Genomic DNA, 14,679 nt, shown 5'->3' with positions numbered 1-14,679 from the left:
GTTTTCAAAGTACTACCAGTTGCTCAACGCAACTTCAATATCTTATCATCAGGCAAAGTCGCTGTCAACAACTTTTTATAATCACTTGTTGATGTAACCCGCGCCGCTCTTGGCGAACGCCGTATCACCTGACGACTTAAATAGTGTACCAACTCGTCACAAAACCGTCAAGACAAAATCGTGCGCCGTGCCGCTAGCTACACAATTGCGCTCACATTTTCACGAACTTTTCTCGCAATTTACTGTTATTGAGTTCGTCTTTCAAACAAAAAAATTCGGTGTCATGTCCCTCTTGAGCTGGATTTGGCCACAAAAAAACGCTACAGAAAAACTTGTGGCGTTTTTGCGATTTTTTTAAATGTAATGGCAGTCCTTATGGACGCAACGTTGGAAAGAGCAAGACGTCACGGATAGACGCCGCATCCGTTAGCAGCATCACTAACCGGTCAATCCCAATGCCAAGACCACCAGTAGGCGGCATGCCATACTCGAGTGCTTCAATAAAGTCTTCATCAATCGGCTGTGCTTCATCATTACCAGCGGACTTCTCGGCGGCCTGCGCTTCGAAACGTTGCCGTTGGTCAATTGGATCGTTCAACTCGGTAAACGCATTACCATACTCATTGCCATCAATGAATAATTCAAACCGTTGCGTAAACCGCGGATCCTTTTCGTCCTTCTTGGCCAATGGCGAAATTTCAATTGGATGGCCATAAATGAAGGTTGGCTGTACCAACGTATCCTCAACAAACTCTTCAAAGAACGCATTAATGATGTGCCCCACCTTCCAGTACGGTTCAACCTTCACGTGGTGCTCCTGGGCTAACTGTTGCGCTTGCTCCTGCGTCATCGGCTGCCAGAAATCAATCCCCGTCTTAGCCTTAATCGCATCGACCATGTGTACCCGCTGGAACGGTGCGTCCAAATCAATATCCTGACCCTGATAGGTGATCTTGCCAGAACCCAATACCTTTTGCGCTACGTACCGGAAAATACCCTCAGTTTCGTCCATCACGTCACCGAGATCCCAGAAAGCGGCATAAGTTTCTAGTTCCGTAAATTCAGGGTTGTGCTTCGTGTCGACCCCTTCGTTCCGGAACACCCGACCAATTTCGTAGACGCGTTCCATGCCGCCCACAATCAGCCGCTTCAGGTGCAATTCCAAAGCAATCCGCATGTACAGGTCAATATCCAAAGCATTGTGGTGCGTGATAAACGGACGGGCGTTGGCACCACCAGCTTGGTTATGCAGCACTGGCGTTTCTACTTCCAAGAAACCGTTCTGATCCAAGTACTCGCGCACAGCACTAACAATCTTGGTGCGTTTGACGAACCGGTCAAAGCTGTCGCGGTTGGCAATCAAGTCCAGGTACCGTTGCCGGTACTTAGCCTCAACATCGGTCAACCCATGGTACTTGTCAGGCATCGGCCGCAAAGCCTTAGTCAGGAAAGTCACGTGACTGGCGCGGACCGTGAGTTCCCCCATATCCGTCTTGATTACATCACCAGCAACCCCCAAGATATCGCCCAAATCCGACTTCTTGAAGATTTGGTAGTTCTCGTCGCCGACCATATCCTTCCGCACATAAATCTGGATCTTGCCTGTCCGGTCGTGGATGTCCGCAAAGCCGACCTTACCCTTGCCCCGCTTCGACATCATGCGTCCGGCAATCACCACGTCAATGTGGCGGTCGTTAAGTTCGTCCTTGTCGAGCTCACCAAACTGGTCGTGTAACTGCCCAGCAGTGTGCGTCCGGTCAAACCGGTGACCAAAGGGATCAATACCTGCATCGCGCAGCGCCTGCATCTTTTCCCGGCGTACACGCATCTGGTCATTCATCGATGGCTGCTGTTGCGGTTGCTTTTTCTGCTTATCTGCCAACACTATTTCCTCCGTTCAATTCACATACCCTTGTATCTTGCCAATTTTGCAGTAAAAAAGCAACCCGACCACGGCCAAGTTGCCTCATTCTCATCTACCGCAATACCGGACGTGCTGCTAAGCCAGCCACGAACTCGTCCAAAATCGAATCGACTTCAGCCTCCGTGTTCACTGACATGACGGCGGCCTTCGTCCGCGATGACCGCGGAATCCCCTTTAGGAAGTAAGCCGCCTGCTTCCGGAATTCTGGTACCGCGACTTTTTCCGTCTTCAACTCGACCAACCGGTGCAATTCCTTCTCGGCAATACTGATTTTTTCAGCCGGCGTTGGTTCTGGCAGTAACTCTCCCGTGTCCAGGTAAGTCCGTACCTGACCCAGCAACCATGGATTACCCAAAGCCGCGCGGCCAATCATCACCGCATCCGCACCGACTTCATCAATCATGCGCTTAGCATCTTGCGGAGTCCGCACATCGCCGTTACCCATGAACGGAATGTCCAGCACGCTAGCAACCTTGGCCAAAATATCCCAGTCAGCGTGCCCGGAATACAATTGCTTGCGGGTCCGACCGTGCATGGCGAGCGCGGACACACCAGCAGCCTGTGCAGCCTTGGCGTTCTCCACCGCGTACACGTGGTCCTTATCCCAGCCAGTGCGCATCTTGACCGTCACCGGCTTGTGCACGTTATGCACGACCGCGTCGAGCATCTCGTAGACCTTGTCGGGATCCAGCAGCCAGTGAGCCCCTGCATCCGTCTTGGTCACCTTGGGCACCGGGCAACCCATGTTGATGTCAATGATGTCCGCACTCGTATTCTCGTCAATGAACTTAGCGGCGTTGACCAACGTGTCTTTGGTCCCTCCAAACACCTGAATGGAGACGGGATGCTCGTGCGGATCAACAAACATCATGCTCAGGGTCTTCTTGTTCTTGTACTGGATGCCCCGGTCACTGATCATTTCGCAGACCACCAGACCAGCACCAAACTCCTTGGCCGTCACCCGGAAGGCCGCATTCGTGATTCCGGCCATTGGGGCCACCACTACCTGGTTAGGGATCTCAACGTCCCCAATAAACCAACTACTCAATATTTTTCACCTCAAATATTTCACTAACTTTTTGTCTGTCGCCTAGTGTACCACGGTCACGAATAACACCACAACTTATGGCAACATGGCGCGCAACTCGTCCGCGCTAAACTGGTAACGCTCGCCACAGAACTTGCAGACGGTCTCCGCACCATCGTTTTCGTCAATCATGGCCTGCAACTCGGTGGGCTTGAGCGTGCGCAACGCTTTGCCGAAGCGCTCCTTACTGCAATTGCATTTGAAGGCAAAGTCATCTTGGCCCAGCACCATCAACTTCCGTCCGTTGACGATGCGGTCCAGAATTTCTTCTGGCGTCAGCCCGGACTTCAGCATCTCCGAGACTAACGGCAACGTTTTGATGTTCGTTTCCAGATCAGCTAACGCCTGATCAGTCGCGCCCGGCAGTGCCTCAACGAGGAAGCCGCCAGCAACCTCAATTGAGTTATCAGCGTTAACAAAGACGGATACCCCCACAGAGGCAGGAATCTGTTCCGACTTGGCCAGATAATACGTGAAGTCGCTCCCCAGTTCACCGGAAGTTAATGGCACCTGCCCGGTAAACGGGGCACCGCCATCGAGGTACTTCGTCACGGCTAGCACCCCGCGCTTGCCGACCGCGCGAGCCACGTCAATTTTGCCCACCACATTCAACGGCAGGTGCACGTGCGGTTCTTGGATGTAACCCCGCACCGTACCGTGGCTGGTACCATCAACGACGATACTACCAGCGGGGCCATCACCCTTGATCCGTACCGTCATCAGGTCGTGGTCGTTTTTGAGTTCAGCCGCAGACAGCAGACCGGTACCGATGAGGGCCCGACCCAAAGCTGCTGAGGAGGCGCTCCACGTGTCGTGACGCCGTTGCGCTTCACCGACCGTGGCGGTCGCGTCGACCGCAAAGAGACGGAACATCCCGTCGGCGGTTACTGCCCGTACTAAATAGTCACTCATGGTTGTTTACTCCTTGTCAATTTATCTGCCTAACAGCATAACACAACTCTGCGGTAGCCGTAGTCGACCGCACCCAAGCCACCAAAAAAGGTCGAACCCGTAAGGATCCGACCTTCACTCATATCACTATGCCGTTGGCGGCTGGTGGTCATCATTCGACGACTCACTGTCCGCCATTGACGTAGCACTCGTGGAACTAGCACTCGTGTTATCCGCCACATCCGGGGTTGTGGCCGCCGCGCTACTGTGCGCTGACTCCTCTGACTCCTGACGTGAAGCTTCCTTCTGCTCCAAGGCCTTCTTGGCTTCCTCATAGGTAGCCGCCTTTTCACTTGGAAATTCAGACTTGGTCTCCGGCATCTTGCCCGTCTTGAAGAGGCTCAGGATCTGCTCTTCATTCAACGTCTCGTACTTCAGCAAGGCTTCCGCAATCACCTTATGCTGCTCACGGTGTGCTTCAATGATGTCATGTGCCTGCTGGTGCGCTTCATCAATGATCCGCCGCACCTCAGCGTCGATTTCGTTAGCCGTCTGCCCAGAATAACCGGCGCCAGCGCCATACATGGCCTGCTGACTTTCCTTCTCCAGAGCAACCGTGCCCAACTTGTCAGACATCCCGTACTTCGTAACCATCGCCCGGGCAATCTGCGTGGCTTGTTCAAAGTCATTGGATGCACCCGTACTCTCGGTGTTAAAGATGATTTCTTCAGCAGTCCGGCCACCCATCAAACCAACGATCTGTTCGTTGAGGTCCTTCTTGCTTAGTAAGAATTGGTCATCCTTGGGCAACATGATGGCATAACCACCAGCTTGCCCACGTGGAATGATGGTTACCTTCCGCACCGTCCGCGAATCGGACAGTACCAAGCCGATAATCGCATGCCCGGCTTCGTGGTACGCAACCTGGGTCCGTTCCTTTGGCTGAATGACCCGGTCACGCTTGGCCGGCCCGGCAATAACCCGGTCTTCGGCTTCATCCAAGTCGCTAGCGTCAATCTTGGTCTTCCCGCGACGAGCAGCAACCAGTGCCCCTTCGTTCAGCAGGTTTTCCAAGTCGGCACCCACAAACCCAGGCGTCTGCTTAGCGATGGTCTTCAGATCAACGTCGTCAGCAAACGGCTTGTTCTTGGCGTGGACCTTCAGGATCGCTTCACGACCCTTAACGTCCGGCTGGCCGACCAGAATCTTCCGGTCAAAACGGCCAGGGCGGAGCAAAGCCGGGTCCAACACATCAGCACGGTTGGTCGCCGCCATGACGATGACACCTTCATTACCAGTAAACCCGTCCATTTCAACCAGCAACTGGTTCAGGGTTTGTTCACGTTCATCATGACCGCCGCCCATGCCGGCACCACGTTGGCGCCCAACGGCATCAATTTCATCAATGAAGATGATCGCTGGCGCCTTCTTCTTGGCCTCATCAAACAGGTCACGAACACGCGAAGCACCAACACCGACAAACATTTCAACAAAGTCAGAACCAGAAATGGAGAAGAACGGCACACCCGCTTCACCAGCTACGGCTTTGGCCAGTAACGTTTTACCAGTACCAGGCGGGCCCTCAAGTAGCACACCCGACGGAATACGGGCACCTAACTTAAGGAACTTCTTCGGATCCTTCAGGAACTCGACGACTTCGACCAGTTCCTGCTTTTCTTCTTCAGCACCGGCAACGTCGGAGAACCGCACCTTGTTGGCACTCTTATCCGACTGCTTAGCCCGTGACTTACCAAAGCTCATCATGCGGTTGCCACCGCCCTGTGCACCTTGGTTCATCATCATGTAGAAGATGACCATCATCAGTACCAGTGGCACGACGGTAATCAGCAAGCTGACCCACGCACTCGTCTGGGACTCCTCATCGGTTGAATTTTTAATGTTATGCTTGGCGGCCAACGCGTCAATCTTTTTGATTGTACTGTCGTTGTCCGGGATACGCGTCGTAAAGCCTGTGACCGACTCCGTCTTCGATTCACCCAGCAGACCAGTACTCTTCTGCTTGGTGGTCTTCGACTTACGGTACGAACCCGAGACCTTGTATACCCCGCCGCTTGGCTGAATGGAGAATTCCTTCACCTTGTTCTTTTGCAGCGCGGTCACAAACTGACTGGTAGTCAGTGACTTTGTGGTACCACCGCTGTCGCCACGCATATAGTATCCGAACCCTCCAACCAGCAGCAGGAACAACACAATGTACGTGAGCGTGCTGCTGAACAGGCCGGTCTTTTTGTTATTCATGCACAACCTCCAGCAAATACTTCATTAGAAAGCTAAATTTCAAACTATATACGAGAATACCACACAATGCCTGGTACTGCCCATGACTACTTATACACTTCTGGTTTTAATACACCAATGTACGGTAAATTGCGGTACAGACCGTTGTAATCCAGGCCGTAGCCAACCAAAAACTCACCCGGCACCGTTTGACCCACGTAATCCGCCTTAACGTCGACCGTCCGGCCCGTTGGCTTGTCGAGCAAAGCCACAATTTTTACTGACTTCGCCCCACGGTGTGCCAACAACTCCTTCAAGGCTTTAAGCGTCGTTCCGGTATCCACAATGTCCTCAACGATGATGACGTCACGACCCTTAACGCTGGTGTCGAGGTCCTTGTCGATCCGTACGTCGCCACTTGAAGTTGTGCCACCGTAATAGCTGGATACGTCCATAAAATCAATTTCTAAGTAGTCATCATAGGCACGGATGAAATCCGTCATGAAGATAACCGCACCCTTCAGTACACAGACGCACAGTGGCTTAACGTCAGCATAGTCCTTATGCACGGTGGTCGCGAGTCGTTGCACCGTGGCCTTGATGTCCTGTGCTGAATACAAAACTTTTAATATATCAGAATTCATCCCTGCTACCCCCGTCGTCCGGTCGGAAAACTAACTGTGCCTTGATTTTAGCAGTTTGCCCGGCATGAAACAATTGCCCTGGGCGCGTATTTTCGACCCATAGCACCTCGTGTCCCCGGGCGGCGACCCACAAGTGATCGCGCACAACCACAGGTACGTGGTTATTTGTTAACAGGCGCCCGAGTTTTTGGTGTTGTCCGCGGGCTAAGCGCACCCAGTCACCCGGTTGACGGTGACGCACGGTGACTGGTAGTGGCCAACCAGTGGCGGTCGCCAGCACGTGGTCCCCCGCGACCGGCCGCTGCGTCAGTAGTGCCCACGCACCGCCCACACCGGAAACCCAACGGTCAAGGGCCGTCAGCACCACGTCCGCAGCCTGCACATCCGCGCCGCGCGGTTGGCGCCGCACCTGCCCGTGCTGCACGACCAGGGCCAGCTGAGGACTAAGCGTAACGATCCGTTGCCGGCCATCAGGACTAGTCAACGCATTCAGTACTGCTAGGACTTGGCGTTCACTGATGGGGGGGTACCACCGTGTTAGCAGGTGCTGCAGTAGCAGTTTTTGAACTGTTGTGGATTCATTCTGGACATTTTGCCAGGTAAACTCATCCGACTTTAGTCTGACTTTTCCTGACAAATGACGCAGTGTCACATCAGCTAAGGTCCGCAACCCCGTCAACTCCGTCGCCAGGCGGGCAAAGTGGCGGTCCGTGTCGGGCCACCGGTCACGCAAAAGTGGGAGCACGGTGTGACGCAAATAGTTGCGCGAGTACCGCGTGTCGTCGTTGCTTTCGTCATGAACAAAAGTGATTCCTTGTTGCTCACAGTAAGCCTGTAACGCTGCTTTGTGCACCGACAATAGTGGCCGTACCACACGCAGCCCGTACTGAACCGTATCAGCGGGAATGCCACTTACGCCCCGCACACTCCCCGAACGGGCCAGCCGAAACAACACGGTCTCGGCCTGGTCATCAAGGTTGTGAGCCGTCATCAACAACGGATACCGCTCATTCTGGGCGACCCGAGCAAACGTGGTGTACCGAAACGCCCGGGCGGCTGCCTCCACCCCGTTGGCGGGATGCGCGGCGACTGGCCATGCCACCACGGTACAGGGCACGTCAAGCTGCTGGGCATAGGCTTGAACCAAAGCTGCCTCGCGCCCAGCGCTCGGGCGCAATTGGTGATTGATGTGGACCACGCCGACCTGTAGGCCACTCGTGTCCGCACTCTGCGCCAATAACGTTAACAAGGCCATCGAGTCGGCACCACCGGAGACCGCCACGAGTACGCGCGTGCCCCGCGGTAAACCAAAGGGGGCTAGCATTCGCATCATCCCCGCCGTATTGAGTTGCACCACCAATTCCCCCTTCGCCAAATAAAGGCCCGATTGTGCCAACCACATCCAAGGTTGCGCCAATCGGGCCTTTAATTACCAGAACTTAACTGCGCCGGCCACCGCGACCGCCGCGTTTACCTTCTGTGTTGCGCCGGATGGTCGAGAGCCGCTGCTCACTTTCCTTGAGGAAGTCAGACAACAGGTCGTCAAACCCTTCCTTGCCACCATGTTCGTGATGTCCCGCTGGGCGACCACCGCGGCCAGCCACGTTCCGACCGCCACCATTATGCGGTGCTCCGTGACCAACGTGTGGCCGACCACCATCACCGTGTGCGCGTTCATGTTCATGGTGACGTTCAGCTTCCTGCTTGATGGTCGCGGCGTGTTCGGTCGCCAGCGCTTCGTTGCCGCTGGCCTTCCGGATCGACAAACCGATCTTGTTGCCATCCACCGAAAGTACCTTCACGTTGACCGTATCGCCAACACTCACAAAGTCGTGGACGTCCTGCACGAACGTGTCCGCAACCTCAGAAATGTGCACCAGACCGGTTTGGCCATCGCCGAGATCCACAAACGCCCCAAACTTGGTAATACCAGTGACCTTACCGCTTAATTGTGCACCTACTGCAACTGACATAAAAAATGATTTCCTCCTCGGAATACCCGCTTTACTTATCACCCGGAATGCTGTCATCACTATCCGGAATATTAAAAATGGTTTCACCCGACTTTGACATGTAGTACTTAGCACGAATCAGCTTTTCGAGGTAATCAGCGTTGTTCAGTTCGTTGACCTGGATCCGCAAATTCTTCTGCTTGGTCGTGACGCGGTGCAACTGGCGCTTGGCCGTGGCGACACGTTGTTCAACGCGGACCTGTTGCTGGTGTACGCGCCATAGTTGCACGCCACCACCAACCAGCACTAGCACCAGCAATGCCACTAAAATAACGCGTCGCCGCCGGTGAATTCGGCGCCGCCGATCACGCGCCGCCTGCTGGTCGCGTTCGACCTGCTGGGCACGCGTGTACGCGTTATCCAAATGGCTGATCTGAGCTTTCGCCATCGTGCTGTTCCTCTCCTCAATTTCGTGGTACTACTGGTCAATTTTCGGGTTTCAATGACTTGAGTATAACAAATCTACCCACCAAACGCACCGCTACTTTGCAGGCGTCCGCTGGTCCAAAATCGTGTACATACTCTCCGCATCGTTCTTCTTGGTCGTATCAACGAGCTCATCAACGCGAACCACCAAGGTTTTGTTCCCAAAGCCAATCGTCAGCGTATCGCCAACGGATACATCGGTGCTCGACTTTGCCACGCGGTCGTTCACCTGGATGCGGCCCTTATCGGCAATTTCCTTTGCAACCGTGCGCCGCTTAATAATGCGGGACACCTTCAAAAATTTATCTAAGCGCATTTTATTCTCCTTTGTGAAAATATTTAGTAATTCGTAAAATGTGAGCGCCAACGGGCAACGCCAAAACTTCCCGGTGACTAAACAGCCCGGTCCAAACGGCCAGCGCCCCCGCGACCAGCACACCGATACCGGCCCACAAGACCGCTAGGAGTATCGCCACCGCCCGGCCCGTGACGGGTACCACATGGACGCCCATGCCCACAATCACGCCCATACCCGCAGCCACAACCAATAGCCGCCAGCCGAAACCGTGGGCCCAGATGCGCCGGCGAATGAGTGGATCGAGCGTCAGGTAAATGACTAGCAGCGTGACGCCGAGGCTGATCACCGTGGTCCAAGATGCACCCACCGTGTGCCAGCGCCGCACCGCCGCACCGTTAAGTGCAACTTTGACCACCACGCCTGCCAGAATAGCAATGGTCGGCACCCGCACCATGTCCTGACTTTGCAGGATACTGGCGCAGGCATTAATCGCCGCGGTCACGGCAATGATCAACATGTACACCTGCAACACCAGCGTTCCATCGGTATCGCCGAACAGGCCCCGGTTGATCAACGGCATCTCTACGCACAACCCCACCGTCGCCAGCAGCGACACCGCCACGCTGAGGTGAACGAGGACCGTACCAGTACGGACAAAGGTGTGCTCCGCATGCCGCTGGTGCGCCCCACTCAGGGGTGGCAACAGGCTTTGCGTCAACGCAGTGGCGATGACCAGTCCTAACTGCACCATGGGCTGGCCGCGATCGTAGATGCCCTTCAGGTTCTCAGCGAGGGCCACTGGCACTCCGGACCGCACCAAAGCCTTGGCCACGGTAAAACTATCCACCAACTGTAGAATCAACAGGATAGCGGCGTAAAGGACCAGCGCTCCACCCTCAGTTAGTGTCTGCCATACCAAGTGACGCCAGGATGGACCCGCGTCGTGACCAAGCACGCGGTTAATTCCCGTGCTAGGCGTATGCCGCTGTCGCAGCCAACTACCACCGATAATGATGGTTGCCGCCACCGCGCCGAACACACCGCCGGTCATGGCCCAGGTCCCTGTGCGGTAGTGCGACCACGAAGCACGGACAGCCACAACGGCCACCAGAATGATAACGGCCACCCGCACGACCTGCTCAACTACTTGGCTCCAGGCCGTTTCCACCATACTGTAGTTAGCCTGAAAATAGCCCCGCCCGACTGCCAGCAACGGCAGGGTCAGACCCATGCACCCGACCACGCGGATGAGCGGGGCCAGTTGGGCATCCCCCATCCACCGCGCAATCGTGGTGGCGCCGGCAAAGTTGCCCAGAAAGATCACCAGCCCAAACCCAGCCAGCACGCCAGTGAGACGCCGCAACGTCTGGTGCCGCGTGGTCAAATCCGGACTGGTAATGGCTACCTTGGCCACAAACACCGGGCCCGCAGTCAACGCCATGGTCATGATGATTCCGTACAGCGGGTAGATTTGCTGGTACACGTAGAAGCCGGTGTTGCCGACCAGGTTCTGGTACGGCACCCGGTAGACCGCGCTCAACACTTTAGCAATGAGCCCGGCCACACTCAGAATCCAGGCGCCATGCATCAGGCGCTTGCTGTGCGCCCGATTCATTTGCCCGTCCTCATGGCACCTAGCTTGGTCACGAAATGTTCAAGTTCAGTCAACCACTCGTCCGTCTTCATGCCCCGCGGGATCGTGAGGGTGACGACCAGCCGGCCCTCCGTTTCCGCGACGGTTGCCCGGAGTTTAGTGGCCCCCAGCGCCGCAAAGATGGGTTCACCAGCCAATTGGGTGGTGGCCACCTTACTCATCGTTACAAAGAGTTTCTGTTCCTGCTGGTGGATTTTATCCACCAGCGCCGCATCAGCCAGTCGCTTGAGTCGCGCAATGCGAATCAAGTTAGTGACCGGCTGCGGGTAGTCACCGAAGCGGTCGATCAGGTCATCCTCTAATTCGCGCTCCTGCTCCTCGTTTGCGGTTTCACGGACGCGTTTGTAGAGTTCGACTTTCTGTCGGTTATCTTCGATATAATCACCGGGCAAGTAAGCTTCCACGGTCAACGAGACCTCCGCGTTGGTACGCCGGTCAGCAGGAGCTTGACCCCGCTTACGTGCCACGGCTTCCTTGAGCATCTGGGTGTACAAATCATACCCCACGGAGTCAATGAACCCGTGTTGCTGCGCACCCAGCAAGTTGCCGGCCCCACGAATGGACAGGTCACGCATCGCAATTTTGAACCCGCTCCCTAACTCCGTAAAGTCACGGATGGCCGACAACCGCTTCTCGGCGACCTCAGTCAGTACTTTGTTCCGCCGGTACATGAAGTAGGCGTACGCCACCCGGCTGGACCGGCCGACCCGGCCGCGCAGTTGGTACAGTTGCGCCAGCCCGTAATGGTCGGCGTCTTCAATAATGAGGGTGTTAACGTTGGGCATGTCGACCCCCGTTTCAATGATGGTGGTCGTGACCAAAATGTCACCTTCGCCGCGCATGAAATCGTAAATGACCGACTCCAGTTGCGACTCACTCATCTGGCCATGAGCATAAACAATCCGCGCCTCGGGTACCAAAACTTCCAGTTCGGAGACCGTCCGTTCAATATCTTCCACCCGGTTGTGCAGGTAGAAGACCTGCCCGCCACGATCCAGTTCACGCGTAATTGCGCTACGCACCGCCCCCGCGTCCTGCTCCATCACGAAGGTTTGGATGGGGTACCGGTTAGTTGGGGGCGTTTCGATGACGGACAGGTCACGCACCCCGAGCATCGACATGTTCAGCGTGCGCGGAATTGGCGTGGCCGTCAGGGTCAAGACGTCAATGTTGGAACGTAGCTGCTTGATGCGCTCCTTGTGCTTGACCCCAAACCGCTGCTCTTCATCCACAATTAGCAGACCGAGGTCCTTGTAGTGCACGTCCTTACTGAGCAACCGGTGCGTGCCGACCACGATGTCGATCGTACCATCTTCCAGACCGGCAATGGTGGCCCGGTTCTGGGCCGCCGTCCGGAATCGCGATAGCATGCCGATACTGACCGGAAAATCACTAAAGCGGTCGGTCATCGTATCAAAGTGCTGCTGGGCCAAAATGGTCGTCGGTACCAGCAATGCTACTTGCTTACCTGCTTCCACGGCTTTGAAGGCGGCCCGCAACGCCACTTCGGTCTTCCCGAAGCCCACGTCCCCGACCAGTAGCCGGTCCATCGGGCGGTCACGTTCCATGTCCCGCTTAATTTCTTTGACACTCCGAATTTGGTCCGGAGTTTCTGGATACGGAAACTCAGCCTCAAAGTCACTTTGCAAATCGTCATCCGGTGGGAAGGCAAAGCCGCGCTCCGCCTGGCGGGCGGCGTACAGGTCAATCAGGTCGTTAGCGATATCCTCGATCTTGGCTGCCACCCGCCGCTTGGTTTTAGCCCATTCGGTCCCGCCTAGTTTGTTGACGTGTGGGGTTTTGCCCTCGGCCGACACGTACTTTTGTACCAGGTTCAACTGGTCCACCGGGATAAACAGTTGCCCGTTATCCCGGTAATTAATGGTCAGATAGTCCCGGTGCACCCCATCGACCGTCAACGTCTGGAGGCCTTGGTACTGGCCAATCCCGTGGTTGACGTGCACCACGTAATCGCCAGGATGCAGTTCGTTGTAGCTCTTGAGTCGTTCGGCGTTGGCCAGCGTTTGGTGCCGCGCCTTGCGCACCCGCTTGGCGTTAAACAGGTCGTGCTCGCTGATCACGACGAGGTGCTGACTCGGCAGCTCAAAGCCGGCCTCCAAGTTGCCGACGATAATTTGTAACCGGCCGAGCAAGAGCCGCTTGGGGCTAGCAATGCTAGCGTCAATCTCAAAGTCGTGCATCGTCTCGGCAGTCTTCTCGGCCCGGCGTTGATCGTTTACCAGTACCACCACGGTCTGTCCCTGTTTGGCCCAGCGGTCCGCCTCTGTCTTGAAGAGTGGCATTTGGCTGAAGAACTGCTGAACGTTACGGGTCGCGATGTTGGTCATGCTCGACAGCCGCAAGTTACCCATACCCTTTTGAAACAGTGACAGCAGCACGTGCGTGTGCTTGTCCGCCTTTTCCAGTTCGGGTAAGGGGCGCATCGCCGGCATTAATTCACCGCCGGGGACGTCCTGACTGTAACCATCCACCATCGTGGCGTCGGTATCCAGTAGCCGCGGGTAATCGTCAAAGAACATGACCGACCGCGCCGGTAAATAATTCAGGATGGTCGTCTGTTCCGGGTACAATGCCGCCGCATAATTAGCGAGGTTACCATCGACAATGCCCTCACGCAGGTCGGCAATGAGGTGCCCCGCCCGTTGCACAAACGCCGCGTTGGCGTCCGGAGCGTCCCCGTCGTTGCTGGCTTTGGGGCTAGCACTACGCGCGGTATCCGTGAGGTCGACCGCCCGCTGCATCCGGTCGGCCGTATTGTTCAAACGCTCCTGGTCGGCTAGCATATCGTTAGCTGGCGGTAACGTTACCTGGTCCACGTTATCCAAACTGCGCTGAGTGTCAGCATCAAACTCCCGCATGGAGTCTACTTCAGTGTCAAACAACTCAATGCGGACCGGGTTATCCCGGTCCAGGGGGTACACGTCGATAATGCCACCACGCACGGCAAACTGCCCGGGAGCGCTGACCAAGGTGTCACGCCGGTAGCCACTAGCCACTAGTTGCGTCGCCAAAGCGGCGGGATCCACTTCACTATCGGGTTTGATCGTCACACCGGCCTGTTGCCAGTCCGCGACCGGTGGCAATAGGCGCCGTAACCCAGCCAACGTGGTGACCACCACGCCGGGTTGGTCACTGACCAGGAAGTTAAGTGCGGCGATCCGGTCGTTCCGTTCATCCAAGGAAGTATTAGCGGCCTCCAAGCTAAGGACGTCATCAACTGCAAATTGGTACAACAAAGACGCCGCGAGTCGGTTGCCTAAATCGGCTACCAACTCCTCGGCGTGATTACGGTCATTTGCCACCACCAATAACGGGTGGCCCACCCGGGTGACGGCGGCCTCAATTAGCAGGGTCTTAGCTGAGCCTGTGAGCCCAGTCAGCAGGTGCCGACCCTTCACTAACTGGGGCCACCACTGCTGCAACTCGGGTGCATCCGCGAATAACGCGGTTAAACTTGTTTTATCCATAATTAGAACTCATCCTT

At 55.7% G+C, this 14,679-nt stretch carries 11 protein-coding genes; all 11 read right to left on the bottom strand.

All coding sequences use genetic code 11. From position 1 onward, the window contains the following. Positions 1–373: 373 nt before the first annotated feature. Positions 374–1,840, bottom strand: coding sequence for a lysine--tRNA ligase (gene lysS, locus FD19_RS08435; RefSeq protein ID WP_054750778.1), 1,467 nt, complete (start codon positions 1,838–1,840; stop codon positions 374–376). 136 nt (positions 1,841–1,976) lie between these two features. Next, complete coding sequence (dusB, locus tag FD19_RS08430) at positions 1,977–2,915, bottom strand: tRNA dihydrouridine synthase DusB (RefSeq protein WP_056969757.1); 939 nt, start codon at positions 2,913–2,915, stop codon at positions 1,977–1,979. A gap of 132 nt (positions 2,916–3,047) precedes the next feature. Next, positions 3,048–3,923 carry an Hsp33 family molecular chaperone HslO gene (gene hslO / locus FD19_RS08425; protein WP_054750738.1) on the bottom strand — a complete coding sequence of 292 codons (876 nt, stop codon included), beginning with the start codon at positions 3,921–3,923 and terminating at the stop codon, positions 3,048–3,050. Positions 3,924–4,049: 126 nt separating this feature from the next. Further along, positions 4,050–6,161 carry an ATP-dependent zinc metalloprotease FtsH gene (ftsH, locus tag FD19_RS08420; RefSeq protein ID WP_054750739.1) on the bottom strand — a complete coding sequence of 704 codons (2,112 nt, stop codon included), beginning with the start codon at positions 6,159–6,161 and terminating at the stop codon, positions 4,050–4,052. An 86-nt stretch (positions 6,162–6,247) separates the two neighbouring features. Then, a complete protein-coding gene (gene hpt, locus FD19_RS08415; RefSeq protein ID WP_054750740.1) occupies positions 6,248–6,784 on the bottom strand; it encodes a hypoxanthine phosphoribosyltransferase in 537 nt (178 codons plus the stop codon). Beyond that, positions 6,774–8,138 carry a tRNA lysidine(34) synthetase TilS gene (gene tilS / locus FD19_RS08410; RefSeq protein WP_056969752.1) on the bottom strand — a complete coding sequence of 455 codons (1,365 nt, stop codon included), beginning with the start codon at positions 8,136–8,138 and terminating at the stop codon, positions 6,774–6,776. Before tilS ends, hpt begins: the two co-directional genes overlap by 11 nt. 85 nt (positions 8,139–8,223) lie before the next feature. Next, the gene (locus FD19_RS08405; RefSeq protein WP_054750742.1) at positions 8,224–8,757 is read right to left on the bottom strand and encodes a S1 domain-containing RNA-binding protein; all 534 of its coding nucleotides are present in this window, start codon (positions 8,755–8,757) and stop codon (positions 8,224–8,226) included. 31 nt (positions 8,758–8,788) lie between these two features. After that, positions 8,789–9,184 carry an FtsB family cell division protein gene (locus tag FD19_RS08400; RefSeq protein WP_054750743.1) on the bottom strand — a complete coding sequence of 132 codons (396 nt, stop codon included), beginning with the start codon at positions 9,182–9,184 and terminating at the stop codon, positions 8,789–8,791. A 93-nt stretch (positions 9,185–9,277) separates the two neighbouring features. Then, the gene (locus FD19_RS08395) at positions 9,278–9,538 is read right to left on the bottom strand and encodes an RNA-binding S4 domain-containing protein (RefSeq protein ID WP_054750744.1); all 261 of its coding nucleotides are present in this window, start codon (positions 9,536–9,538) and stop codon (positions 9,278–9,280) included. A gap of 1 nt (position 9,539) precedes the next feature. After that, the gene (locus tag FD19_RS08390) at positions 9,540–11,135 is read right to left on the bottom strand and encodes a polysaccharide biosynthesis protein (RefSeq protein ID WP_056969750.1); all 1,596 of its coding nucleotides are present in this window, start codon (positions 11,133–11,135) and stop codon (positions 9,540–9,542) included. After that, a complete protein-coding gene (gene mfd / locus FD19_RS08385) occupies positions 11,132–14,662 on the bottom strand; it encodes a transcription-repair coupling factor (RefSeq protein WP_056969748.1) in 3,531 nt (1,176 codons plus the stop codon). Before mfd ends, FD19_RS08390 begins: the two co-directional genes overlap by 4 nt. Positions 14,663–14,679 lie beyond the last annotated feature (17 nt).

It is taken from the genome of Lacticaseibacillus thailandensis DSM 22698 = JCM 13996, from assembly GCF_001436135.1.
GTDB classification, from domain to species: domain Bacteria; phylum Bacillota; class Bacilli; order Lactobacillales; family Lactobacillaceae; genus Lacticaseibacillus; species Lacticaseibacillus thailandensis.
The sequence above is the reverse complement of the archived record's forward strand: the minus strand, read 5'-3'. Positions and strand labels throughout refer to the sequence as shown.

Excerpts from the sequence above, each read along its gene's own strand:
- lysS (WP_054750778.1), bottom strand. The coding sequence starts at position 1,840 with ATGAATGACCAGATGCGTGTACGCCGGGAAAAGATGCAGGCGCTGCGC.
- dusB (WP_056969757.1), bottom strand. The coding sequence starts at position 2,915 with ATGGCCGGAATCACGAATGCGGCCTTCCGGGTGACGGCCAAGGAGTTT.
- hslO (WP_054750738.1), bottom strand. The coding sequence starts at position 3,923 with ATGAGTGACTATTTAGTACGGGCAGTAACCGCCGACGGGATGTTCCGT.
- ftsH (WP_054750739.1), bottom strand. The coding sequence starts at position 6,161 with ATGAATAACAAAAAGACCGGCCTGTTCAGCAGCACGCTCACGTACATT.
- hpt (WP_054750740.1), bottom strand. The coding sequence starts at position 6,784 with ATGAATTCTGATATATTAAAAGTTTTGTATTCAGCACAGGACATCAAG.
- FD19_RS08405 (WP_054750742.1), bottom strand. The coding sequence starts at position 8,757 with ATGTCAGTTGCAGTAGGTGCACAATTAAGCGGTAAGGTCACTGGTATT.
- FD19_RS08400 (WP_054750743.1), bottom strand. The coding sequence starts at position 9,184 with ATGGCGAAAGCTCAGATCAGCCATTTGGATAACGCGTACACGCGTGCC.
- FD19_RS08395 (WP_054750744.1), bottom strand. The coding sequence starts at position 9,538 with ATGCGCTTAGATAAATTTTTGAAGGTGTCCCGCATTATTAAGCGGCGC.
- FD19_RS08390 (WP_056969750.1), bottom strand. The coding sequence starts at position 11,135 with ATGAATCGGGCGCACAGCAAGCGCCTGATGCATGGCGCCTGGATTCTG.
- mfd (WP_056969748.1), bottom strand. The coding sequence starts at position 14,662 with ATGGATAAAACAAGTTTAACCGCGTTATTCGCGGATGCACCCGAGTTG.